At 69.3% G+C, this 14,870-nt stretch carries 12 protein-coding genes; 3 read left to right on the forward strand and 9 right to left on the reverse strand.

Annotated elements, in window-relative coordinates:
* Positions 1 to 66: 66 nt before the first annotated feature.
* Entirely contained in the window at positions 67 to 2,352 is a 2,286-nt protein-coding gene (locus tag FWJ24_RS08645; protein WP_150287415.1) for an NADP-dependent malic enzyme, read from the forward strand.
* A 33-nt stretch (positions 2,353 to 2,385) separates the two neighbouring features.
* Positions 2,386 to 4,857, forward strand: coding sequence for an ATP-dependent helicase HrpB (hrpB, locus tag FWJ24_RS08650; protein WP_150287416.1), 2,472 nt, complete (start codon positions 2,386 to 2,388; stop codon positions 4,855 to 4,857).
* On the opposite strand, the gene FWJ24_RS08655 is transcribed toward hrpB, so the two are convergent.
* The 4 genes from FWJ24_RS08655 to FWJ24_RS08670 form a co-directional block, all read right to left on the reverse strand.
* Positions 4,858 to 5,682: a DUF1194 domain-containing protein gene (locus FWJ24_RS08655; protein ID WP_150287417.1), complete on the reverse strand. Its 825-nt coding sequence runs from the start codon at positions 5,680 to 5,682 to the stop codon at positions 4,858 to 4,860.
* 74 nt (positions 5,683 to 5,756) lie between these two features.
* Positions 5,757 to 6,629 carry a C40 family peptidase gene (locus FWJ24_RS08660; RefSeq protein WP_342788604.1) on the reverse strand — a complete coding sequence of 291 codons (873 nt, stop codon included), beginning with the start codon at positions 6,627 to 6,629 and terminating at the stop codon, positions 5,757 to 5,759.
* 46 nt (positions 6,630 to 6,675) lie between these two features.
* Positions 6,676 to 7,026, reverse strand: coding sequence for a MarR family transcriptional regulator (locus FWJ24_RS08665; protein WP_150287418.1), 351 nt, complete (start codon positions 7,024 to 7,026; stop codon positions 6,676 to 6,678).
* A 97-nt stretch (positions 7,027 to 7,123) separates the two neighbouring features.
* The gene (locus tag FWJ24_RS08670) at positions 7,124 to 8,521 is read right to left on the reverse strand and encodes a leucyl aminopeptidase family protein (protein ID WP_150287419.1); all 1,398 of its coding nucleotides are present in this window, start codon (positions 8,519 to 8,521) and stop codon (positions 7,124 to 7,126) included.
* An 84-nt stretch (positions 8,522 to 8,605) separates the two neighbouring features.
* Between FWJ24_RS08670 and FWJ24_RS08675 the strand changes: the two genes are divergently transcribed.
* Positions 8,606 to 9,379 carry a tetratricopeptide repeat protein gene (locus FWJ24_RS08675; protein WP_150287420.1) on the forward strand — a complete coding sequence of 258 codons (774 nt, stop codon included), beginning with the start codon at positions 8,606 to 8,608 and terminating at the stop codon, positions 9,377 to 9,379.
* A 16-nt stretch (positions 9,380 to 9,395) separates the two neighbouring features.
* On the opposite strand, the gene FWJ24_RS08680 is transcribed toward FWJ24_RS08675, so the two are convergent.
* The 5 genes from FWJ24_RS08680 to FWJ24_RS08700 form a co-directional block, all read right to left on the reverse strand.
* Positions 9,396 to 10,370, reverse strand: coding sequence for a type II secretion system F family protein (locus tag FWJ24_RS08680; RefSeq protein ID WP_425468920.1), 975 nt, complete (start codon positions 10,368 to 10,370; stop codon positions 9,396 to 9,398).
* A gap of 14 nt (positions 10,371 to 10,384) precedes the next feature.
* Positions 10,385 to 11,347: a type II secretion system F family protein gene (locus FWJ24_RS08685; protein WP_246155622.1), complete on the reverse strand. Its 963-nt coding sequence runs from the start codon at positions 11,345 to 11,347 to the stop codon at positions 10,385 to 10,387.
* A gap of 8 nt (positions 11,348 to 11,355) precedes the next feature.
* Positions 11,356 to 12,828 (reverse strand): TadA family conjugal transfer-associated ATPase, encoded by a 1,473-nt coding sequence (locus FWJ24_RS08690; protein WP_150287423.1) that lies wholly within the window; start codon positions 12,826 to 12,828, stop codon positions 11,356 to 11,358.
* Between the two features lie 62 nt (positions 12,829 to 12,890).
* A complete protein-coding gene (locus FWJ24_RS08695; RefSeq protein ID WP_246155623.1) occupies positions 12,891 to 14,129 on the reverse strand; it encodes a CpaE/TadZ family protein in 1,239 nt (412 codons plus the stop codon).
* Positions 14,130 to 14,154: 25 nt separating this feature from the next.
* Entirely contained in the window at positions 14,155 to 14,865 is a 711-nt protein-coding gene (locus FWJ24_RS08700) for a CpaD family pilus assembly protein (protein ID WP_166443640.1), read from the reverse strand.
* Between the last annotated feature and the right edge of the window lie 5 nt (positions 14,866 to 14,870).

Raw genomic sequence — 14,870 nt, forward strand, 5'->3', positions numbered from 1 at the left:
AACGCCAATACGGTGTTCAGCCCGCCCCCAGAAGGCGCCCTTCCGGAAACGCCCGAGTTGCTCCCGATGCCTGATTCGACCCAGCCCAAGAAGCGCCCCCGACCGACCTTCACCGATCAGGAGGCGCTCGATTTCCACGCGCGCGGCAAGCCGGGCAAGCTCGAGATCGTTCCTACCAAGCCCATGGCGACGCAGCGCGATCTTTCGCTTGCCTATTCGCCCGGCGTCGCGGTGCCCGTGCTGGCGATCGCCAAGAACCCCGCCACCGCCTTCGATTACACCGCACGCGGCAATCTCGTCGCGGTGATCTCGAACGGCACCGCGATCCTCGGGCTCGGCAATCTCGGCGCGCTCGCCTCCAAGCCGGTGATGGAAGGCAAGAGCGTGCTCTTCAAGCGCTTCGCCGATATCGATTCCATCGATCTCGAGATCGATACCGAGGATCCGGAGGCGTTCATCAACGCGGTGCGCCATCTCGGCCCCTCCTTCGGCGGCATCAATCTCGAGGACATCAAGGCGCCGGAATGCTTCATCATCGAGCAGCGTCTCAAGGAATTGATGGACATCCCCGTCTTCCATGACGATCAGCACGGCACCGCGATCATCGCCGCCGCGGGACTTCTGAACGCGCTGGAACTGACGGGCCGGGACATCCACTCGACGCGGCTCGTCGTCAACGGCGCCGGCGCGGCGGGGATCGCCTGCGTGGAACTGCTGAAGGCGATGGGGTTCAAGCCCGACAACGTGATGCTCTGCGACACCAAGGGGGTGATCTATCAGGGCCGCGAGGAGGGCATGAACCAGTGGAAGAGCGCGCATGCCGTGCGCTCCGACCGGCGCACGCTCGCCCAGGCGCTCGAAGGCGCGGATGCCTTCTTCGGCCTCTCGCAGAAGGGGGCGCTGACCAGGGCCATGGTCGCGGCGATGGCGCCGAACCCGATCATCTTCGCGATGGCCAATCCCGATCCGGAGATCACGCCGGAAGAGGTGGCCGAGATCCGCGACGATGCCATCATGGCGACCGGGCGCTCGGATTATCCGAACCAGGTCAACAACGTGCTCGGCTTCCCCTATCTGTTCCGCGGCGCGCTCGACGTGCAGGCGACCACGATCAACATGGAAATGAAGATCGCGGCGGCGAAGGCGCTGGCCACGCTGGCCCGCGAGGACGTGCCGGATGATGTCGCCGCCGCCTATGCCGGCGCGCGGCCGCGCTTCGGGCGCGACTACATCATTCCGGTGCCCTTCGATCCGCGCCTGATGGCCCGCGTCTCGGGCGCGGTGGCCCAGGCGGCGATGGAAACCGGCGTCGCGCGCAAGCCGCTGAAGAGCCTCGCCGAATACGGCCGCGCGCTCGCGCATCGGCGCGATCCGGTGGCGGGCGTGCTCGCGCGCGTGTTCGAGCAGGTGCGCCGCCGGCCGAAGCGCGTCGTGTTCGCGGAGGGCGAGGAGGAGGCGGTGATCCGCGCCGCCGTCAGCTTCGGCAACCAGGGGCTCGGCACCGCCGTGCTGGTCGGGCGCGAGGAGCGCGTGATGGCGGCGGCCGAGGCGGCCGGCATCGAGATCAAGGCCGGCATCGAGATCCATAACGCCCGGCTCTCGACGCGCAACGCCGCCTATGCACAGTTCCTTTACGAACGGCTCCAGCGGCAGGGCTATCTGTTCCGCGATTGCCAGCGGCTGATCAACAACGACCGCAACGCTTTCGCAGCGTCGATGGTCGCGCTCGGCGATGCCGATGCAATGGTGACCGGCGTCACGCGCAATTATTCCGCCGCGCTCGCCGATATCCGCCGCGTCATCAGCGAGAAGCCCGGCCACCGCGCGATCGGGGTCAGTCTCGTGCTGGCACGCGGGCGGACGGTGCTCGTGGCCGATACGGCGGTGCACGAAATGCCGACCGCCGAGGAACTCGCCGACATCGCGATCGAGGCCGCCGGCGCGGCGCGGCGGCTCGGCTACCAGCCGCGGGTGGCGCTGCTCGCCTTCTCGACCTTCGGCAACCCGGAGGCCGAGCGCTCGGCGCGCGTGCGCGAGGCGGTCGAGATCCTCGACCGCATCCGCGTTGATTTCGAATATGACGGCGAGATGGGCGCGGATGTCGCGCTCAACCCCGAGATCATGGCGGCCTACCCGTTCTGCCGGCTTTCCGGCCCGGCCAATGTGCTGGTGATGCCGGCCTTCCATTCCGCCGCCATCGCCACCAAGATGCTGCAGGAACTCGGGGGATCGACCGTGATCGGCCCGCTGCTCGTCGGGTTCGACCGGCCGGTGCAGATCGTGCCGATCGCGGCGAAGGACAACGATCTGGTCAACATGGCGACGCTTGCGGCCTTCGGGGTCGGGGGGTAACCGGGCGCAGCATTCCGCCCGCGAGGTTTCCGCTTGCCCGTCAGCCGCCCGGTCCTGCCGATCGATGCCGCCCTGCCCGATCTCCTCGCCGCGCTTGCCGGGCCGGGGCAGGCGATGCTGGTGGCGCCGCCCGGCGCCGGCAAGACGACGATCGTGCCGCTGGCGCTGCTCGAAGCGCCCTGGCGCGGTGACGGCGCCATCCTCGTCCTCGAACCGCGCCGCATCGCCGCGCGTGCCGCCGCCGCGCGCATGGCCGCCCTGCTCGACGAGCCGCTTGGCGGCATCATCGGTCTGCGCACGCGCTTCGAGACCCGCGAATCCGCAGCCACCCGCATCCTCGTCGTCACCGAGGGGGTGTTCGCGCGGATGATCGTCGACGATCCGGCGCTGGCCGGAATCGCGGCGGTGCTTTTCGACGAATTCCACGAGCGCTCGCTCGACGCCGATTTCGGGCTTGCTTTGGCGCTCGAGACGCGGGAGGCGCTGCGGCCCGATCTCCGGCTCCTCGTGATGAGCGCGACGCTCGACGATGCCCGTCTTGCAACCCTGCTCGGCGCGGCACCGCTGATCCGCTCCGAGGGCCGCAGCTTCCCGATCGAGACCCGCTATCGCGGTCGCGATCCCGGCCAGCCGATCGCGCCGCAGATGGCGACGGCGATCCGCGCCGCGCTGGCGGTCGAAACCGGCTCGATCCTCGCCTTCCTGCCCGGCCAGGGCGAGATCGAACGCGTGGCGCAGCTGCTTGCGGAAGGGGGGCTGCCGGCCGATGCCGAACTCTGCCCGCTCTACGGCGCGCTCGACCCGGCGCGGCAGGATGCGGCGATCCGCCCCGCGCCGCCGGGACAGCGCAAGATCGTGCTCGCGACCGCCATCGCCGAAACCTCGCTGACGATCGAGGGCGTGCGGATCGTCGTCGATTCCGGGCTCGCCCGCGTGCCGCGCTACGAGCCCGATCTCGGCATATCGCGGCTGGAAACCGTGCGGGTCAGCCGTGCTTCGGCGGATCAGCGCCGGGGGCGCGCCGGCCGGACGGAACCCGGAATCGCCATCCGATTATGGGATCAGGCGCAGGATCAGGGGCTCGTCGCCTTCAACCGCCCGGAGATCCTCGATGCCGATCTCGCGGGGTTTCGGCTCGATTGCGCGGCCTGGGGTGCCGCACCGGATGCGCTGCGGCTGCTCGATCCCGCGCCGCCGGCGGCGTTGGCGGAGGCGGAGCGGCTGCTCGCCGGGCTCGGGGCGCTCGATGATGCGGGGCGGATCACCGCGCGCGGCCGTGCCTTGCGGCGGCTGCCGCTCGCACCGCGGCTCGCGGCGCTGGTTCTGGAGGGAGCGCGGCGCGGTCAGGGCGAGACAGCGGCGCGGATGGCGGCATTGCTGTCCGAACGCGGTCCCGGTGGTAGCGCGACCGATCTTCTCGTCCGGCTCGACCGGCTCGCGGAGGAGCGCGGGCCTCGCGCGCAGGCCGTGCGCGGCATGGCCGCGCAATGGGCACGGCGCGCGGCGGAAGCGACGCGGGACGAGGTCCCTGCCGAGCCCCTGCCCCCCGGCGCGCTCGCCGCGCTCGCCTTTCCGGACCGGATCGGCAAGGCACGCGGTGACGGCGCCTTCAACCTGGCGAATGGTCGGATCGCGGCGCTCGACGCCGCCGATCCCCTGGCTGCTTCGGCCTATCTTGTGGCGCTCGATCTCGCCGGATCGGCGGGCCGGGCGCGGATCACGCTGGCGGCACCGCTCGAACGGCGCGAGATCGACCGGCTGTTTGAATCGCAGATCCGGGTGGAAGAGGCGACGATCTTCGATTCCGCCGCCGAGGCGCTGCGCCGGCGGCGGGTGGCGCGCCTGCTCGCGCTTGTGCTCGACCAGCAGACCCTGCCGGTTCCGCGCGACGAGGCCAGCGCCGGCATCCTCGCGGCGGCGGCGGCCCGGCACGGGATCGACCGCCTCGGCTGGTCGAAGGCGCAGATGCGGCTGCGCGACAGGGTCGGTTTCGTGCGCGCGGGCGATCCGGATTCGTGGCCCGATCTTTCCGAGACGGCGCTCGCCGCCACGGCGGCCACATGGCTGGCGCCGTTCCTGATCGGCCGGACCCGTCTGGCCGAGATCGATGCCGAGACGCTCGGCGCGGCGCTCGACGCGCTGCTGCCCTTCGCCCTGCGCCGACGGCTCGACGCGGAAGCGCCGACGGAATTCGTCGCGCCGACCGGCAATACCCACCCGATCCGCTACGAGGGCGAAGGCGCGCCGGCCGTCGCGATCCGCGTGCAGGAATTGTTCGGACTCAGAACCCATCCCGCAATCGCCGGCGGGCGCCTGCCGCTGACGCTCGAACTGCTCTCGCCGGCGCATCGGCCGATCCAGATCACGCGCGACCTGCCCGGCTTCTGGCGCGGCTCCTGGGCCGATGTCCGGGCCGATATGCGCGGGCGCTACCCGAAACATCCCTGGCCGGAGGATCCGGCCGCCGCGGCGCCGACCGCACGGGCCAAGCCGCGCGGCACCTGATCAGTTGCGCTCCCAGTTCTGCCGCCACAATTTCTCGCCGATCAGGCAATCGGCGCGTGCGCGGCGGCGCGGCGCCGCCGGCAGATCCGATTGGCCATTCTGCGCCACCTCGCGGAGGATCTTGGCGCGGATCGCATCGGCGAACTGGGCGCGATCCACGACGGCGATCATGAAGGCGCCGGGCCCCCCGATCACGCAATCCTCGAAATATTCGTCGAGCCCCTCGATGTCGAAGGACGAGCGATAGCCGCGGTCGAGCACCACAGGCAGGCCGTTGATGATCACTCCCGCCGCGAGCGCGCGGTCCCGCGCCCGGGTGACGGGCGCCCCCTCGTTGTTCGGCCCGTCTCCGGAAATATCGATCACGCGGCGGATGGCGCGGAGATTGGTCGCGTGCAGACGATCCATGCCGAAATCGATCGCGTTCGACACCGAGGTGCGCCGCGCCCGGCGGATCGGCGCGGCCTTCAGCTGATCGGCGAAGGCGCGCGCGGATCGCTCATCCTCGATGATCGTCCAGTCGACGACGATGTTGCGCGTCGCGACGCCGGCCCATTCGAGATAGGTGACGGCGATCCGCCCCACCATGCCCTTGCGGATCGCGTCGATCACGGCGGGCGAGGTCAGGGCGGCGACATAACCCTCGCGCTGAAGCGCCTGCTCCTCAAGATCCATCGAATAGGAAATATCGACCGCCAGCACCAGGGCGACATCGACCTCCGGCCCGGTCTCGATCCAGGGCGGGGCGGGCTGGGTTTGCGCGGCGGCAGGCGCGGCGAGAAGCGCGAAGGCGGCGAGCAGGAACGGGGCAAGACGGGCGGGCATCGATCCCTCCGGCGTTTCGCGCCAGTGTCGCAGCAAAATCCGTTCCGGGCAAAGGGGCGCCGGCGCTATCCCCCTCACGATTGCGGGAGGCGACGGGCGCTGCGCAGCGGCGCGCCATCCCGCGCGATCCGCGCGAGCGCCGGCGCGATCTCCTCGCTGATCACGGCCATGGCGAAGGCCGTGGCATGGATCATCCGACCGCCGCCCTGGCAGAACGCGACATGACCCGGCCAGAACAGCAGATCGCCGCGCCGGAACGCCGCGGGATCCGCCGGCAGCGGCATCGGCGCGCCGAGCGCCGCTTCCTGCATGTCGCTGTCGCGCGGGGCGGGGATGCCGGCCGCGAAACAGGCGCTCTGCACGAGGCCCGAGCAATCGAGTCCGAGGCTTGTCTTGCCGCCCCAGAGATAGGGCGTGCCGAGAAAGCGCTCCGCCTCGGCGACCGGATCCGCGACAACGACATCGAGCGGCACCGCCGCCTCGGCGAAGAACCAGCCCTCCGCGATGCGGGCGAAGCGCCCCTCCATCGCCGTGATCCGCACCTGCGCGCCATGCGGCAGGAAGCCGAGCGGCGCGGTCTTGATCGTCGGGCCGGGATAGAGGAAGGCGCGCAGCGCCGCGATCCGGTGCGTCGGCGGATCGGCCCCATCCTCCCGCGCGAAGGCAGCGCGGGGGGCATAGCCGACATAGCCGTCGCGCGCCGCCTGACCCCAGACCCAGCGCCCGCGTGTCTCGTAGATCGTGAATTCCTCCCCGAACAGCAATTCGGTCTCGAAGCCGAGCGACTCGTCGGGGTTCCGGCGAAGCGGCACACTCGACCGGATGACACGGAACACCCGGCCGGAGACGAAACGCGCGGCCTCGACCCGCCCGCGCAGGGCGCTGGCGGCGAGATCGGGACGGAACGGGTTGACCCGCGGATCGAGCGCGGTCGGAGACATGCTCATGCGGCAAACGAAGCCGATTCCGGTCGGTTGCGCAACGGCACGCGGCTTACGGCGCCAGTTCGGCCGCGCGCGCCGCGATGAGATCTCCCAACTCGTCGAGGAACAGCGCGCCGCGCACCGTGCGCTGGATGATGACATTGCGCCGGTCGGCGGGATCGCGCCGGCGCGAGACCAGATCCATGTCGCCCATCGCGTCGAGGGCGCGGGTGATGACCGGCTTCGTCACGCCGAGCTTCGCCGCCAGGCCGCGGACGGTGTGCGGCGGCGGCTCGAGATAGATGGTCAGCAAAACCGCGAGTTGCCGCGAGGTCAGGTCGACACCGTTGCCGCGCACCAGCGCGAGTCCGACTTCGTGCCAGAGCCTGAGCGCCTGAATGGGACGCAACCTCACGCTCATACCCGCAATGGCTCTCCCACCTGTCCCCTTTTGGGGGAAATCCCAATCGTTTCACCTCCGTATCATAAACGCGGCTCAAGTGTCAGGATGGCGCGTCTCAACCATTGGTGGAATTTTTGCCGTATCTCTCGATGATCGTCGCGGCGATCAGGCGTGCAGCCTGCGGTTCCCCCCCTTCCGGCCGCGCAGGCTTAGCGGTTGGGTTCCATCCGAAAATGTCCAGATGCAAGTAGGTCTTTGCGTTTTTAACAAAATTCGCCAGGAACAGGGCTGCCGTTATCGCGCCGGCGAAGCCGCCGGATCCGACATTGTTGAGATCGGCGAATTTGGAATCGAGCATCGCGCGATAGGGTTTCCATAGCGGCAGCCGCCAGACCGGGTCCGCGATCTGCGCGCCAATCCGCGCAAGGTCTGCGGCGAGGCTGTCGTCATTCGTGAAGAAGGGCGGCAGATCGGGGCCAAGCGCGACGCGGGCGGCGCCGGTCAGGGTCGCGAAATCGACGAGCAGCGCCGGCGTCTCCTCGTCGGCCAGAGCGAGCGCATCGGCGAGCACAAGCCGGCCCTCGGCATCGGTATTGCCGATCTCCACCGTGGTTCCGTTGCGGGCGCGATAGATGTCGCCGGGACGGAAGGCGTTACCGGAGACGGCATTCTCGACGATCGGCAGCAGGACGCGCAACCGGATGCGCGCGCCGAGCCCCATCAGGATCGCGGCGGCGGTGAGCGCCGCCGCAGCGCCGCCCATATCCTTGCGCATCAGCAGCATGGAATTGTCCGGCTTGAGGTTCAGCCCGCCGGTATCGAACACGACGCCCTTGCCGACCAGCGTCACCTTCGGTGCGGCCGGATCGCCCCAGACGAAATCGACGAGGCGCGGCGGCCCGCCCGCCGCGCGCCCGACGGCATGGATCAGCGGAAAATTCTCGCGCAGGAGGTCGTCGCCCGCGATCTCGGACAGGCTGGCGCCGTGCCGCGCCGCAAGCGCGCGGGCGGCCCCGGCGAGTTCGGCGGTGTTGAGCGCGTTGGCCGGGCTGTTGATGAGATCGCGGCCCTCCCGCACCGCGTCGGCGACCAGCGCCATGGCGGCGGCGTCGATGCCCGGCGGCGGAGCCAGCTCCACCGCCCGCGACTCGGCATTCTTGAAGCGATCGAACCGATATCCTCCCAGCAGGAAGCCGAGATAGGCGATCTCCGGCTGGGCGAGCGGACCCGCGATCGCGTAGCGGCCTGCGGGCAGATCGGTCGCGAGCTTGCCGAGCAGGAACGGCGTCTCGGCGAGTCCCTCGTCCTCACCGCAGCCCAGCAGCACGGCTTCGAGCATGCCGGACGCCCCCGGCAGCAGCGCGAGGCGCCCCGATTTCGGCTGGAAGGCGCTCGCCTCGGCGAAGGCGCGCGCGACGGAAGGCAGGGAAGCCCGCACATCCGGCCAGGTGGCCTCGCTCACGAGATGGACGGGGATGACGGGCCCGGCTGCGCCGGTGGCGGTCTCGGTCATGGGGGAATCGCGGGTCGGTTAACGGGTGGTTAGGGTTAACGAGTTATTCCTGTGCCGTGAAGCGACAAGACGGGAGCGCGGCGCATGGGCGGGATGCAGGCGGAGACGGGACGGCGGCGTACCGCGACCCTTCTTGTCGCGACCCTTTCGACGCTGGCGCTCGCAGGCTGCTCGGCCGGGCGCCTCGGTCAGTTCACCGGGTCGCTGCGGGATGCGGGACGGGAGCAGGCCATCCCGGCCGCGTCGGCGGATCTTGCCGAACTCGGGCGCCGTTATGACCGGAACCCCGGCGAGAAGCGCGCCTCGCTCGATTTCGCCCAGGCGCTCCGCCAGGCCGGGCAGCACGGCCAGGCGGTGGCGGTGCTCCAGCGCGCCTCGATCAGCAATGTCGGCGATGCCGAGATCGCCGCCGCCTATGGGCGCGCGCTCGCCGAGGTCGGCCGGTTCGAGGAGGCGCGCAGCGTGCTCGTCAACGCGCACAGCGCCGACCGGCCGGACTGGCGGGTGCTCTCGACGCAGGGCAGCGTCGCGGATCAGCTCGGCGACCATGTCCGCGCCCGCGCCTTCTATGCCCAGGCGCTGGCGATTGCGCCGAACCAGCCCGGAATCCTCAACAATCTCGGGCTGTCGCATCTGCTGACGCGCGATCTCGCCAAGGCCGAGGAATATCTTCGTCTGGCGGCGGCGCAACCGGGTGCCGACGCCCGGGTGCGCGCCAATCTCGCGCTGGCGCTGCGGCTCCAGGGCCGGAACGCCGAGGCCGACAGCCTCGATGGCGGCGCCGGCCGCACCGCAGACGTGGCACCGCCCCGCCCCGCAGCGGCCAGCCGCAACCCGGCGACGCCCCGGCGCGGCTGAGGAGCGGGCACCGCCTTCAGCGCCACTTGAAAATCTGGATCAGCGCCGGTGTCAGGATGACGATGAAGAGCGCCGGCATGAAGAACACGATCATCGGCACCGTGAGCTTCGGCGGCAGCGCGGCGGCCTTCTTCTCCGCCGCCGTCATGCGCTGGTCACGGCTCTCCTGCGCGAGGACGCGCAGCGCCTGCCCGAGCGGCGTGCCGTAGCGCTCGGCCTGGATCAGCACCGTCGAAACCGACTTGACCGAATCGAGATCGGTGCGCCGGGCAAGGTTCTCATAGGCCTGGCGGCGCTCCGGCAGATAGGAGAGTTCGGCGGTCGTGAGCGCCAGTTCCTCGGCGAGCGGCACTGAGGAGGAGCCGATCTCGGTCGCGACCTTGCGGAAGGCGTGCTCGATCGACATGCCGGATTCGACGCAGATCAGCAACAGGTCGAGCGCGTCGGGGAAGGCGCGCCGCATCGAGGCCTGCCGCTTGGCGGTGAGGTTGGCGAGATAGATCTCCGGCAGCTTGATGCCGAGATAGGCCGCGCCGATCATCAGTGCGGCCTTGCCGGCGAAGGGCAGCGCGAGCTTGCTGTTGGCGAGGAGATAGAGCCCGACGACCGCCATCAACCCAAGCGGCGCCGCGAGCCGGGCGACGAGGAACGCGGTCTCGGCCTTGGGGCCGCGCAGGCCGGCGCGCATCAGCTTCTCGGTCGCGGTATCGGAACTCAGCCATTGCCGGAGGTTGAACTGCTCGACGATCCGCCGCGCCATGGCGCCGGGCGTCGAACGCAGCACCGGCTTGGCGCCGGACTTGCCCTGCGCGCTGAGCCGCTCGCGTTCGCGGGCGCGGATGCGCTCGCGCTCCAGTGCCACCGCCTTCATCCGCTCGCGCATCTCGTTGCGTTCGAGCAGCGGCAGGCCGATCGTTACCACGGTGGCCGCCACCGCAACGGCCGTCATCGCGGAGGCGATGAAGCCGGGATTGGTGAGCGTGTCGATCAGGCTCATTGCGCGCCTCAGATGTCGAAATTGATCATGCCGCGCATCACCAGCGTGCCCATCAGCATCACGGTCGCGCAGATGCCGAGGCCCACCTGCCCGGATTTCGTCGTCCAGAGCAGCTTGATGTAATCGGGCGAGCCGAACCAGACGAGCACGCCGACGAGAAAGGGCAGCGCGCCGATGATGATCGCGGAGGATTTCGCCTCCATCGACATGGCGCCGACCTTGTCGCGCAGCTTCTTGCGGTCCCGGATCACCCGCGACAGATTGAGCAGGATCTCCGCGAGATTGCCGCCGGATTTCGCCTGAATCTGGATGACGATCGCGAAGAAATTGACCTCGGAGAGCGGGATCCGCTCGTAGATCCGCATGATCGCGTCCGCGGTCGTAAGCCCGACCGCCTGCGCCTCGACAACGGAGCGGAACTCGCTCCGGAGCGGCTCCTTCGCCTCCTGCGCGATCAGCCGCAGGCAATCATTGAGCGGCAGACCGGATTTGATGCCACGGACGATCGCCTCGATGGCGTTGGGGAATTCCTCCATGAACGCCTTCTGCCGCTTGCGGGCGAGATGGTTCAGCAACCAGCGCGGAAAACCGAACCCGCCGATCACCAGCCCCCCCAGGGCGAGAACCGGCTGGCGGGTGACAAGCAGGAACACGAGCGCGAAGCCCAGCGCCGCTCCGAGCGAGACGAGCAGGAAGGTCTTGCGCGTCCAGTCGAGCCCCGCCTGCTCGAAGCGCTGATCGAGCGTCAGGCGCCGGGCCCCCTGACGCTGCTCGATCTCCTTGAGGGATTCGGCGATCTGCTTGCGGCGGTTGCCAATCTCGGCAGCAGCCTGGCGGCGCGCCCTCGAATCGGTGAGCAGGGCCTGGCGCTTCTCGGCGCGCCGCTCGCCGCTCAGGATCGGCTCCAGAAAGACGATCCCCAGCCCGCCGACCGCGATGGTCGCAAGCCCGGCCACGAGAAGCTGCTGCATGTCCATCGTCAGGCCACCTTCTCGTCGCGGATCTCGGCCGCGTCGAGCGCGGCGGCGAGCCGGCGTTCCTCGCCGTAATAGCGCGCGCGCTCCCAGAAGCGCGGCCGGCCGATCCCGGTGGAGCGGTGGCGGCCGATGACGCGGCCATTCGCGTCCTCCCCCTGGATCTCGTAGACGAAGAGATCCTGAGTGGTGATGACATCGCCCTCCATGCCCATCACCTCGGTGATATGGGTGATGCGGCGCGAACCGTCGCGCAGGCGCTGCGCCTGGACGATGACATCGACCGAGGAGGTGATCATCTCGCGCACGGTCTTGGGCGGGAGCGAATAGCCGCCCATGGCGATCATCGCTTCCATGCGCGCGAGGCATTCGCGCGGGGAATTGGCGTGGATCGTGCCCATCGAGCCGTCATGGCCGGTATTCATCGCCTGAAGCAGATCGAAGACCTCCGGCCCGCGCACCTCGCCGACGATGATGCGCTCGGGGCGCATGCGCAGACAGTTCCTGACGAGATCGCGCATCGTCACCTGCCCCTGCCCTTCGAGATTGGGTGGGCGCGTCTCGAGGCGAACGACATGCGGCTGCTGGAGCTGAAGCTCGGCCGCATCCTCGCAGGTGATGATGCGCTCGTCCTCGTCGATATAGCGGGTCAGGCAGTTGAGCAACGTGGTCTTGCCGGAGCCGGTGCCGCCCGAGATCACCACATTGCAGCGCACGCGGCCGATGATCTTCAGCACCTCCGCGCCCTCCGCCGAGATGGAGCCGAATTTCTGAAGCTGCTCGAGGGTGAGCTTGTCCTTCTTGAACTTGCGGATCGTCAGCGCCGGGCCGTCGATGGCGAGCGGGGGGGCGATCACGTTGACGCGGGAGCCGTCGAGCAGGCGCGCGTCGCAGATCGGCGAACTCTCGTCGACGCGCCGGCCGACCTGGCTGACGATGCGCTGGCAGATGTTGAGGAGCTGGGCGTTGTCGCGGAAGCGGATATTGGTGAGCTGAATCTTGCCGCCGGTCTCGATGAAGCAGCGCTCGGCGCCATTGACCATGATATCGGCGATATCGTCGCGCGCCAGCAGCGGTTCGAGCGGGCCATAGCCCAGGACATCGTTGCAGATGTCCTCCAGCATGTCCTCCTGCTCGGCGATCGACATCGCCACGTTCTTGAGCGCGAGGATTTCTGTGATGACATCGCGCAATTCATCGCGCGCCGAGGCGAGATCGAGCTTGGCGAGCTGGCTGAGATCGATCGACTCGATCATCGCGCCGAAAACCATGCTCTTCGTCTGGTAATATTGGTCGGAGCGCTGCGGCGCCGCCTGGACCGGCTGCGCCGGCTTGCGGATGGCCGCCAGCGGCGGCGCGGGCGTTCGGCTCTCCTCGCGCGGGGGCGGCGCTTCCGTCCGCGCCGGCGAAGGGGCAGCGGGCGCCGAAGGCCGCAGGCTGGCCGCTCCCTGTCCGATCGTGGTCCGTTTCCCGAACATCTGCCGTTCCCCGTCCTTGAACCCGCCCCGGCGGGCGCCGTCCTGGCGCGATCACCCGCGCGTCAGGCGGCCCGCGCCTTTCCGGGGCGCTGGGTGAACTTCTCGCGAATCGTCGAAAACAGCGATTTCTTGGCCTGCCGGGCTTCCTGCCGCCCCATCAGAATCTTCGACATGTCAAGAAATGCTTCCCGCGCCTTCGATTTCGGCTGCAACTCGGCGATCATCTGGCCGTTATTGTTAGCGGTGCCGAAAAGGTTCGCATCGAATGCGATCGAGGCGAGCGGGGTGCAATCGAGCGCCCTGGCGAATTCCGACGTCGAGATCTCGGGGCGCTTCGGCAACCCGACCTGATTGAGCACGAGGCGCGGCCTGGGATCGTTGGGCCGGGCCAGCGCGAGCGTGTCGATCAGGTTCTTGGCATTGCGGAGATTGGCGAGTTCGGGGCTCGCAACCACGACCACCTCGTCCGCGCGCACCAGCATGGCGCGCGCCCAGCCCGTCCAGAGATGCGGCACGTCGAAGACGATCGCCGGCACGGTTGCGCGCAGGGCGTCGACCACCGGCTCGAACATCTCGGGCGCGAAATCATAGATCCGGTCGAGGCTCGACGGCGCCGCCATCAGGCTGAGGCGCTCGCCGCAGCGGGAAAGCAGCCGCTCGATCATGTTGGCATCGACGCGCGCGGGGTCGAATGCCGCCTCCATGATGCCCTGCGGCGGATCCTGATTGAAATCGAGCCCAGCGGTGCCGAACGGCAGATCGAGATCGACGATGACCGTCTCGACCTCCAGATCCTGGGCGATGGCATGGGCGAGGTTGTGCGCGATGACGGAGGCCCCAACCCCGCCCTTGGCGCCGGTGACGGCGATGGTGCGCCCGACCGGCTTCGCCGTCGGACCGGTGAAGATCTCCGACAACGCGCGGATGAAATCCAGCACGTCGAGGGGAGCCACGAGATATTCGCTGACGCCGCGGCGGATCAGTTCGCGGTAGAGCGGCACGTCGTTGACATGGCCGATCACCACAACGCGCGTGCCCTCGTCGCAGAACCCCGCCAGCTCGTCGAGATTTGCGAGCAGGGTGGCGCTGTCCGTCATCGATTCGATGACGATCACGTTCGGTGTCGGCGCGTCGCGATAGGCCTCCACCGCCGCCGCGACGCCGCCAGCCTGGATGCGCAGATGCGCCTTCGCCATGCGCCGGTCCTGCGTCGCCTCCTCGACCAGGGCGACGACCGGGGCGGTCTCGGAAAAGACCTGGATCGCCACATGCGGCAGCGGGGCGACCGTGCTCTCGCTCATCATCCGATCTCCATCCGCCCGGCGCTCATTGCCCCGCTTCCTTGATCTTCACGTCATCCCGCCGCCAATTGGTGGAGGGGTCCTGGTCCTTGCGCAGCGCCTCGATATCCTTGGTCCGCTTGAGCGGATCGATCGGGCTCTCCGCGCGCGGGCGGACCAGATCGAGCGGGTCGGCCACCTGCGCGGCGATCATCGATTGATAGGCGCAGCCGAGATTGTGGTAGGGCCGGTTGTGCCAGCTCTCCGCCTCCTCGGTCCCCGCGAGATCCGCCGGCCACAGGCCGCATTCGCTCGCGACCTGGGCCTGGAGCGTCATGAAGCTCAGCCGCACCGGCGCCGCGCCGAGGCGCGGATCGGCGGGATAGCCGGTCACATGCAGCGCGCCGGCGCCGCCCTCGCGCAGCGCCGCCCGGATCGCCGGCAGGAGCCGCGCGCCGGCGCCGCCCGAGGGCAGGGCGGCGAGCATCGGGCCGCGGCCGCGCGCCCGGTATTCCGCCGCGAATTCGGCGATGTCGCGGCGCTGGCGCCGGTCGAGCACGGCGCCGGTCGCGAAGACATCGAGATGCCTCGGCGCATCCGCGATCCGGATCGGGTGGCGCAGGTGATATTCGTCCGGCGCGAAGGCCTTCTGCGTCGGGCGCAGGCTGGAGCATCCGGCAAGGGCCAGGGCGAGGCCCGCGAGGCCGGCAACGCGGACAAGGCCGCGGACGGTGGCGCGGGGGGCGGTGTCACGCATGGCGA

The organism is Rhabdaerophilum calidifontis, assembly GCF_008641065.1.
GTDB classification, from domain to species: Bacteria; Pseudomonadota; Alphaproteobacteria; order Rhizobiales; family Beijerinckiaceae; genus Rhabdaerophilum; species Rhabdaerophilum calidifontis.

Bases quoted from the DNA above. Each gene is read 5' to 3' on its own strand.
- FWJ24_RS08645 (WP_150287415.1), top strand. From the start codon at position 67: ATGCCTGATTCGACCCAGCCCAAGAAGCGCCCCCGACCGACCTTCACC.
- FWJ24_RS08675 (WP_150287420.1), top strand. From the start codon at position 8,606: ATGGGCGGGATGCAGGCGGAGACGGGACGGCGGCGTACCGCGACCCTT.
- FWJ24_RS08655 (WP_150287417.1), bottom strand. From the start codon at position 5,682: ATGCCCGCCCGTCTTGCCCCGTTCCTGCTCGCCGCCTTCGCGCTTCTC.
- FWJ24_RS08700 (WP_166443640.1), bottom strand. From the start codon at position 14,865: ATGCGTGACACCGCCCCCCGCGCCACCGTCCGCGGCCTTGTCCGCGTT.
- FWJ24_RS08670 (WP_150287419.1), bottom strand. From the start codon at position 8,521: ATGACCGAGACCGCCACCGGCGCAGCCGGGCCCGTCATCCCCGTCCAT.
- FWJ24_RS08685 (WP_246155622.1), bottom strand. From the start codon at position 11,347: ATGCAGCAGCTTCTCGTGGCCGGGCTTGCGACCATCGCGGTCGGCGGG.
- FWJ24_RS08695 (WP_246155623.1), bottom strand. From the start codon at position 14,129: ATGAGCGAGAGCACGGTCGCCCCGCTGCCGCATGTGGCGATCCAGGTC.
- FWJ24_RS08660 (WP_342788604.1), bottom strand. From the start codon at position 6,629: ATGAGCATGTCTCCGACCGCGCTCGATCCGCGGGTCAACCCGTTCCGT.
- FWJ24_RS08665 (WP_150287418.1), bottom strand. From the start codon at position 7,026: ATGAGCGTGAGGTTGCGTCCCATTCAGGCGCTCAGGCTCTGGCACGAA.
- FWJ24_RS08690 (WP_150287423.1), bottom strand. From the start codon at position 12,828: ATGTTCGGGAAACGGACCACGATCGGACAGGGAGCGGCCAGCCTGCGG.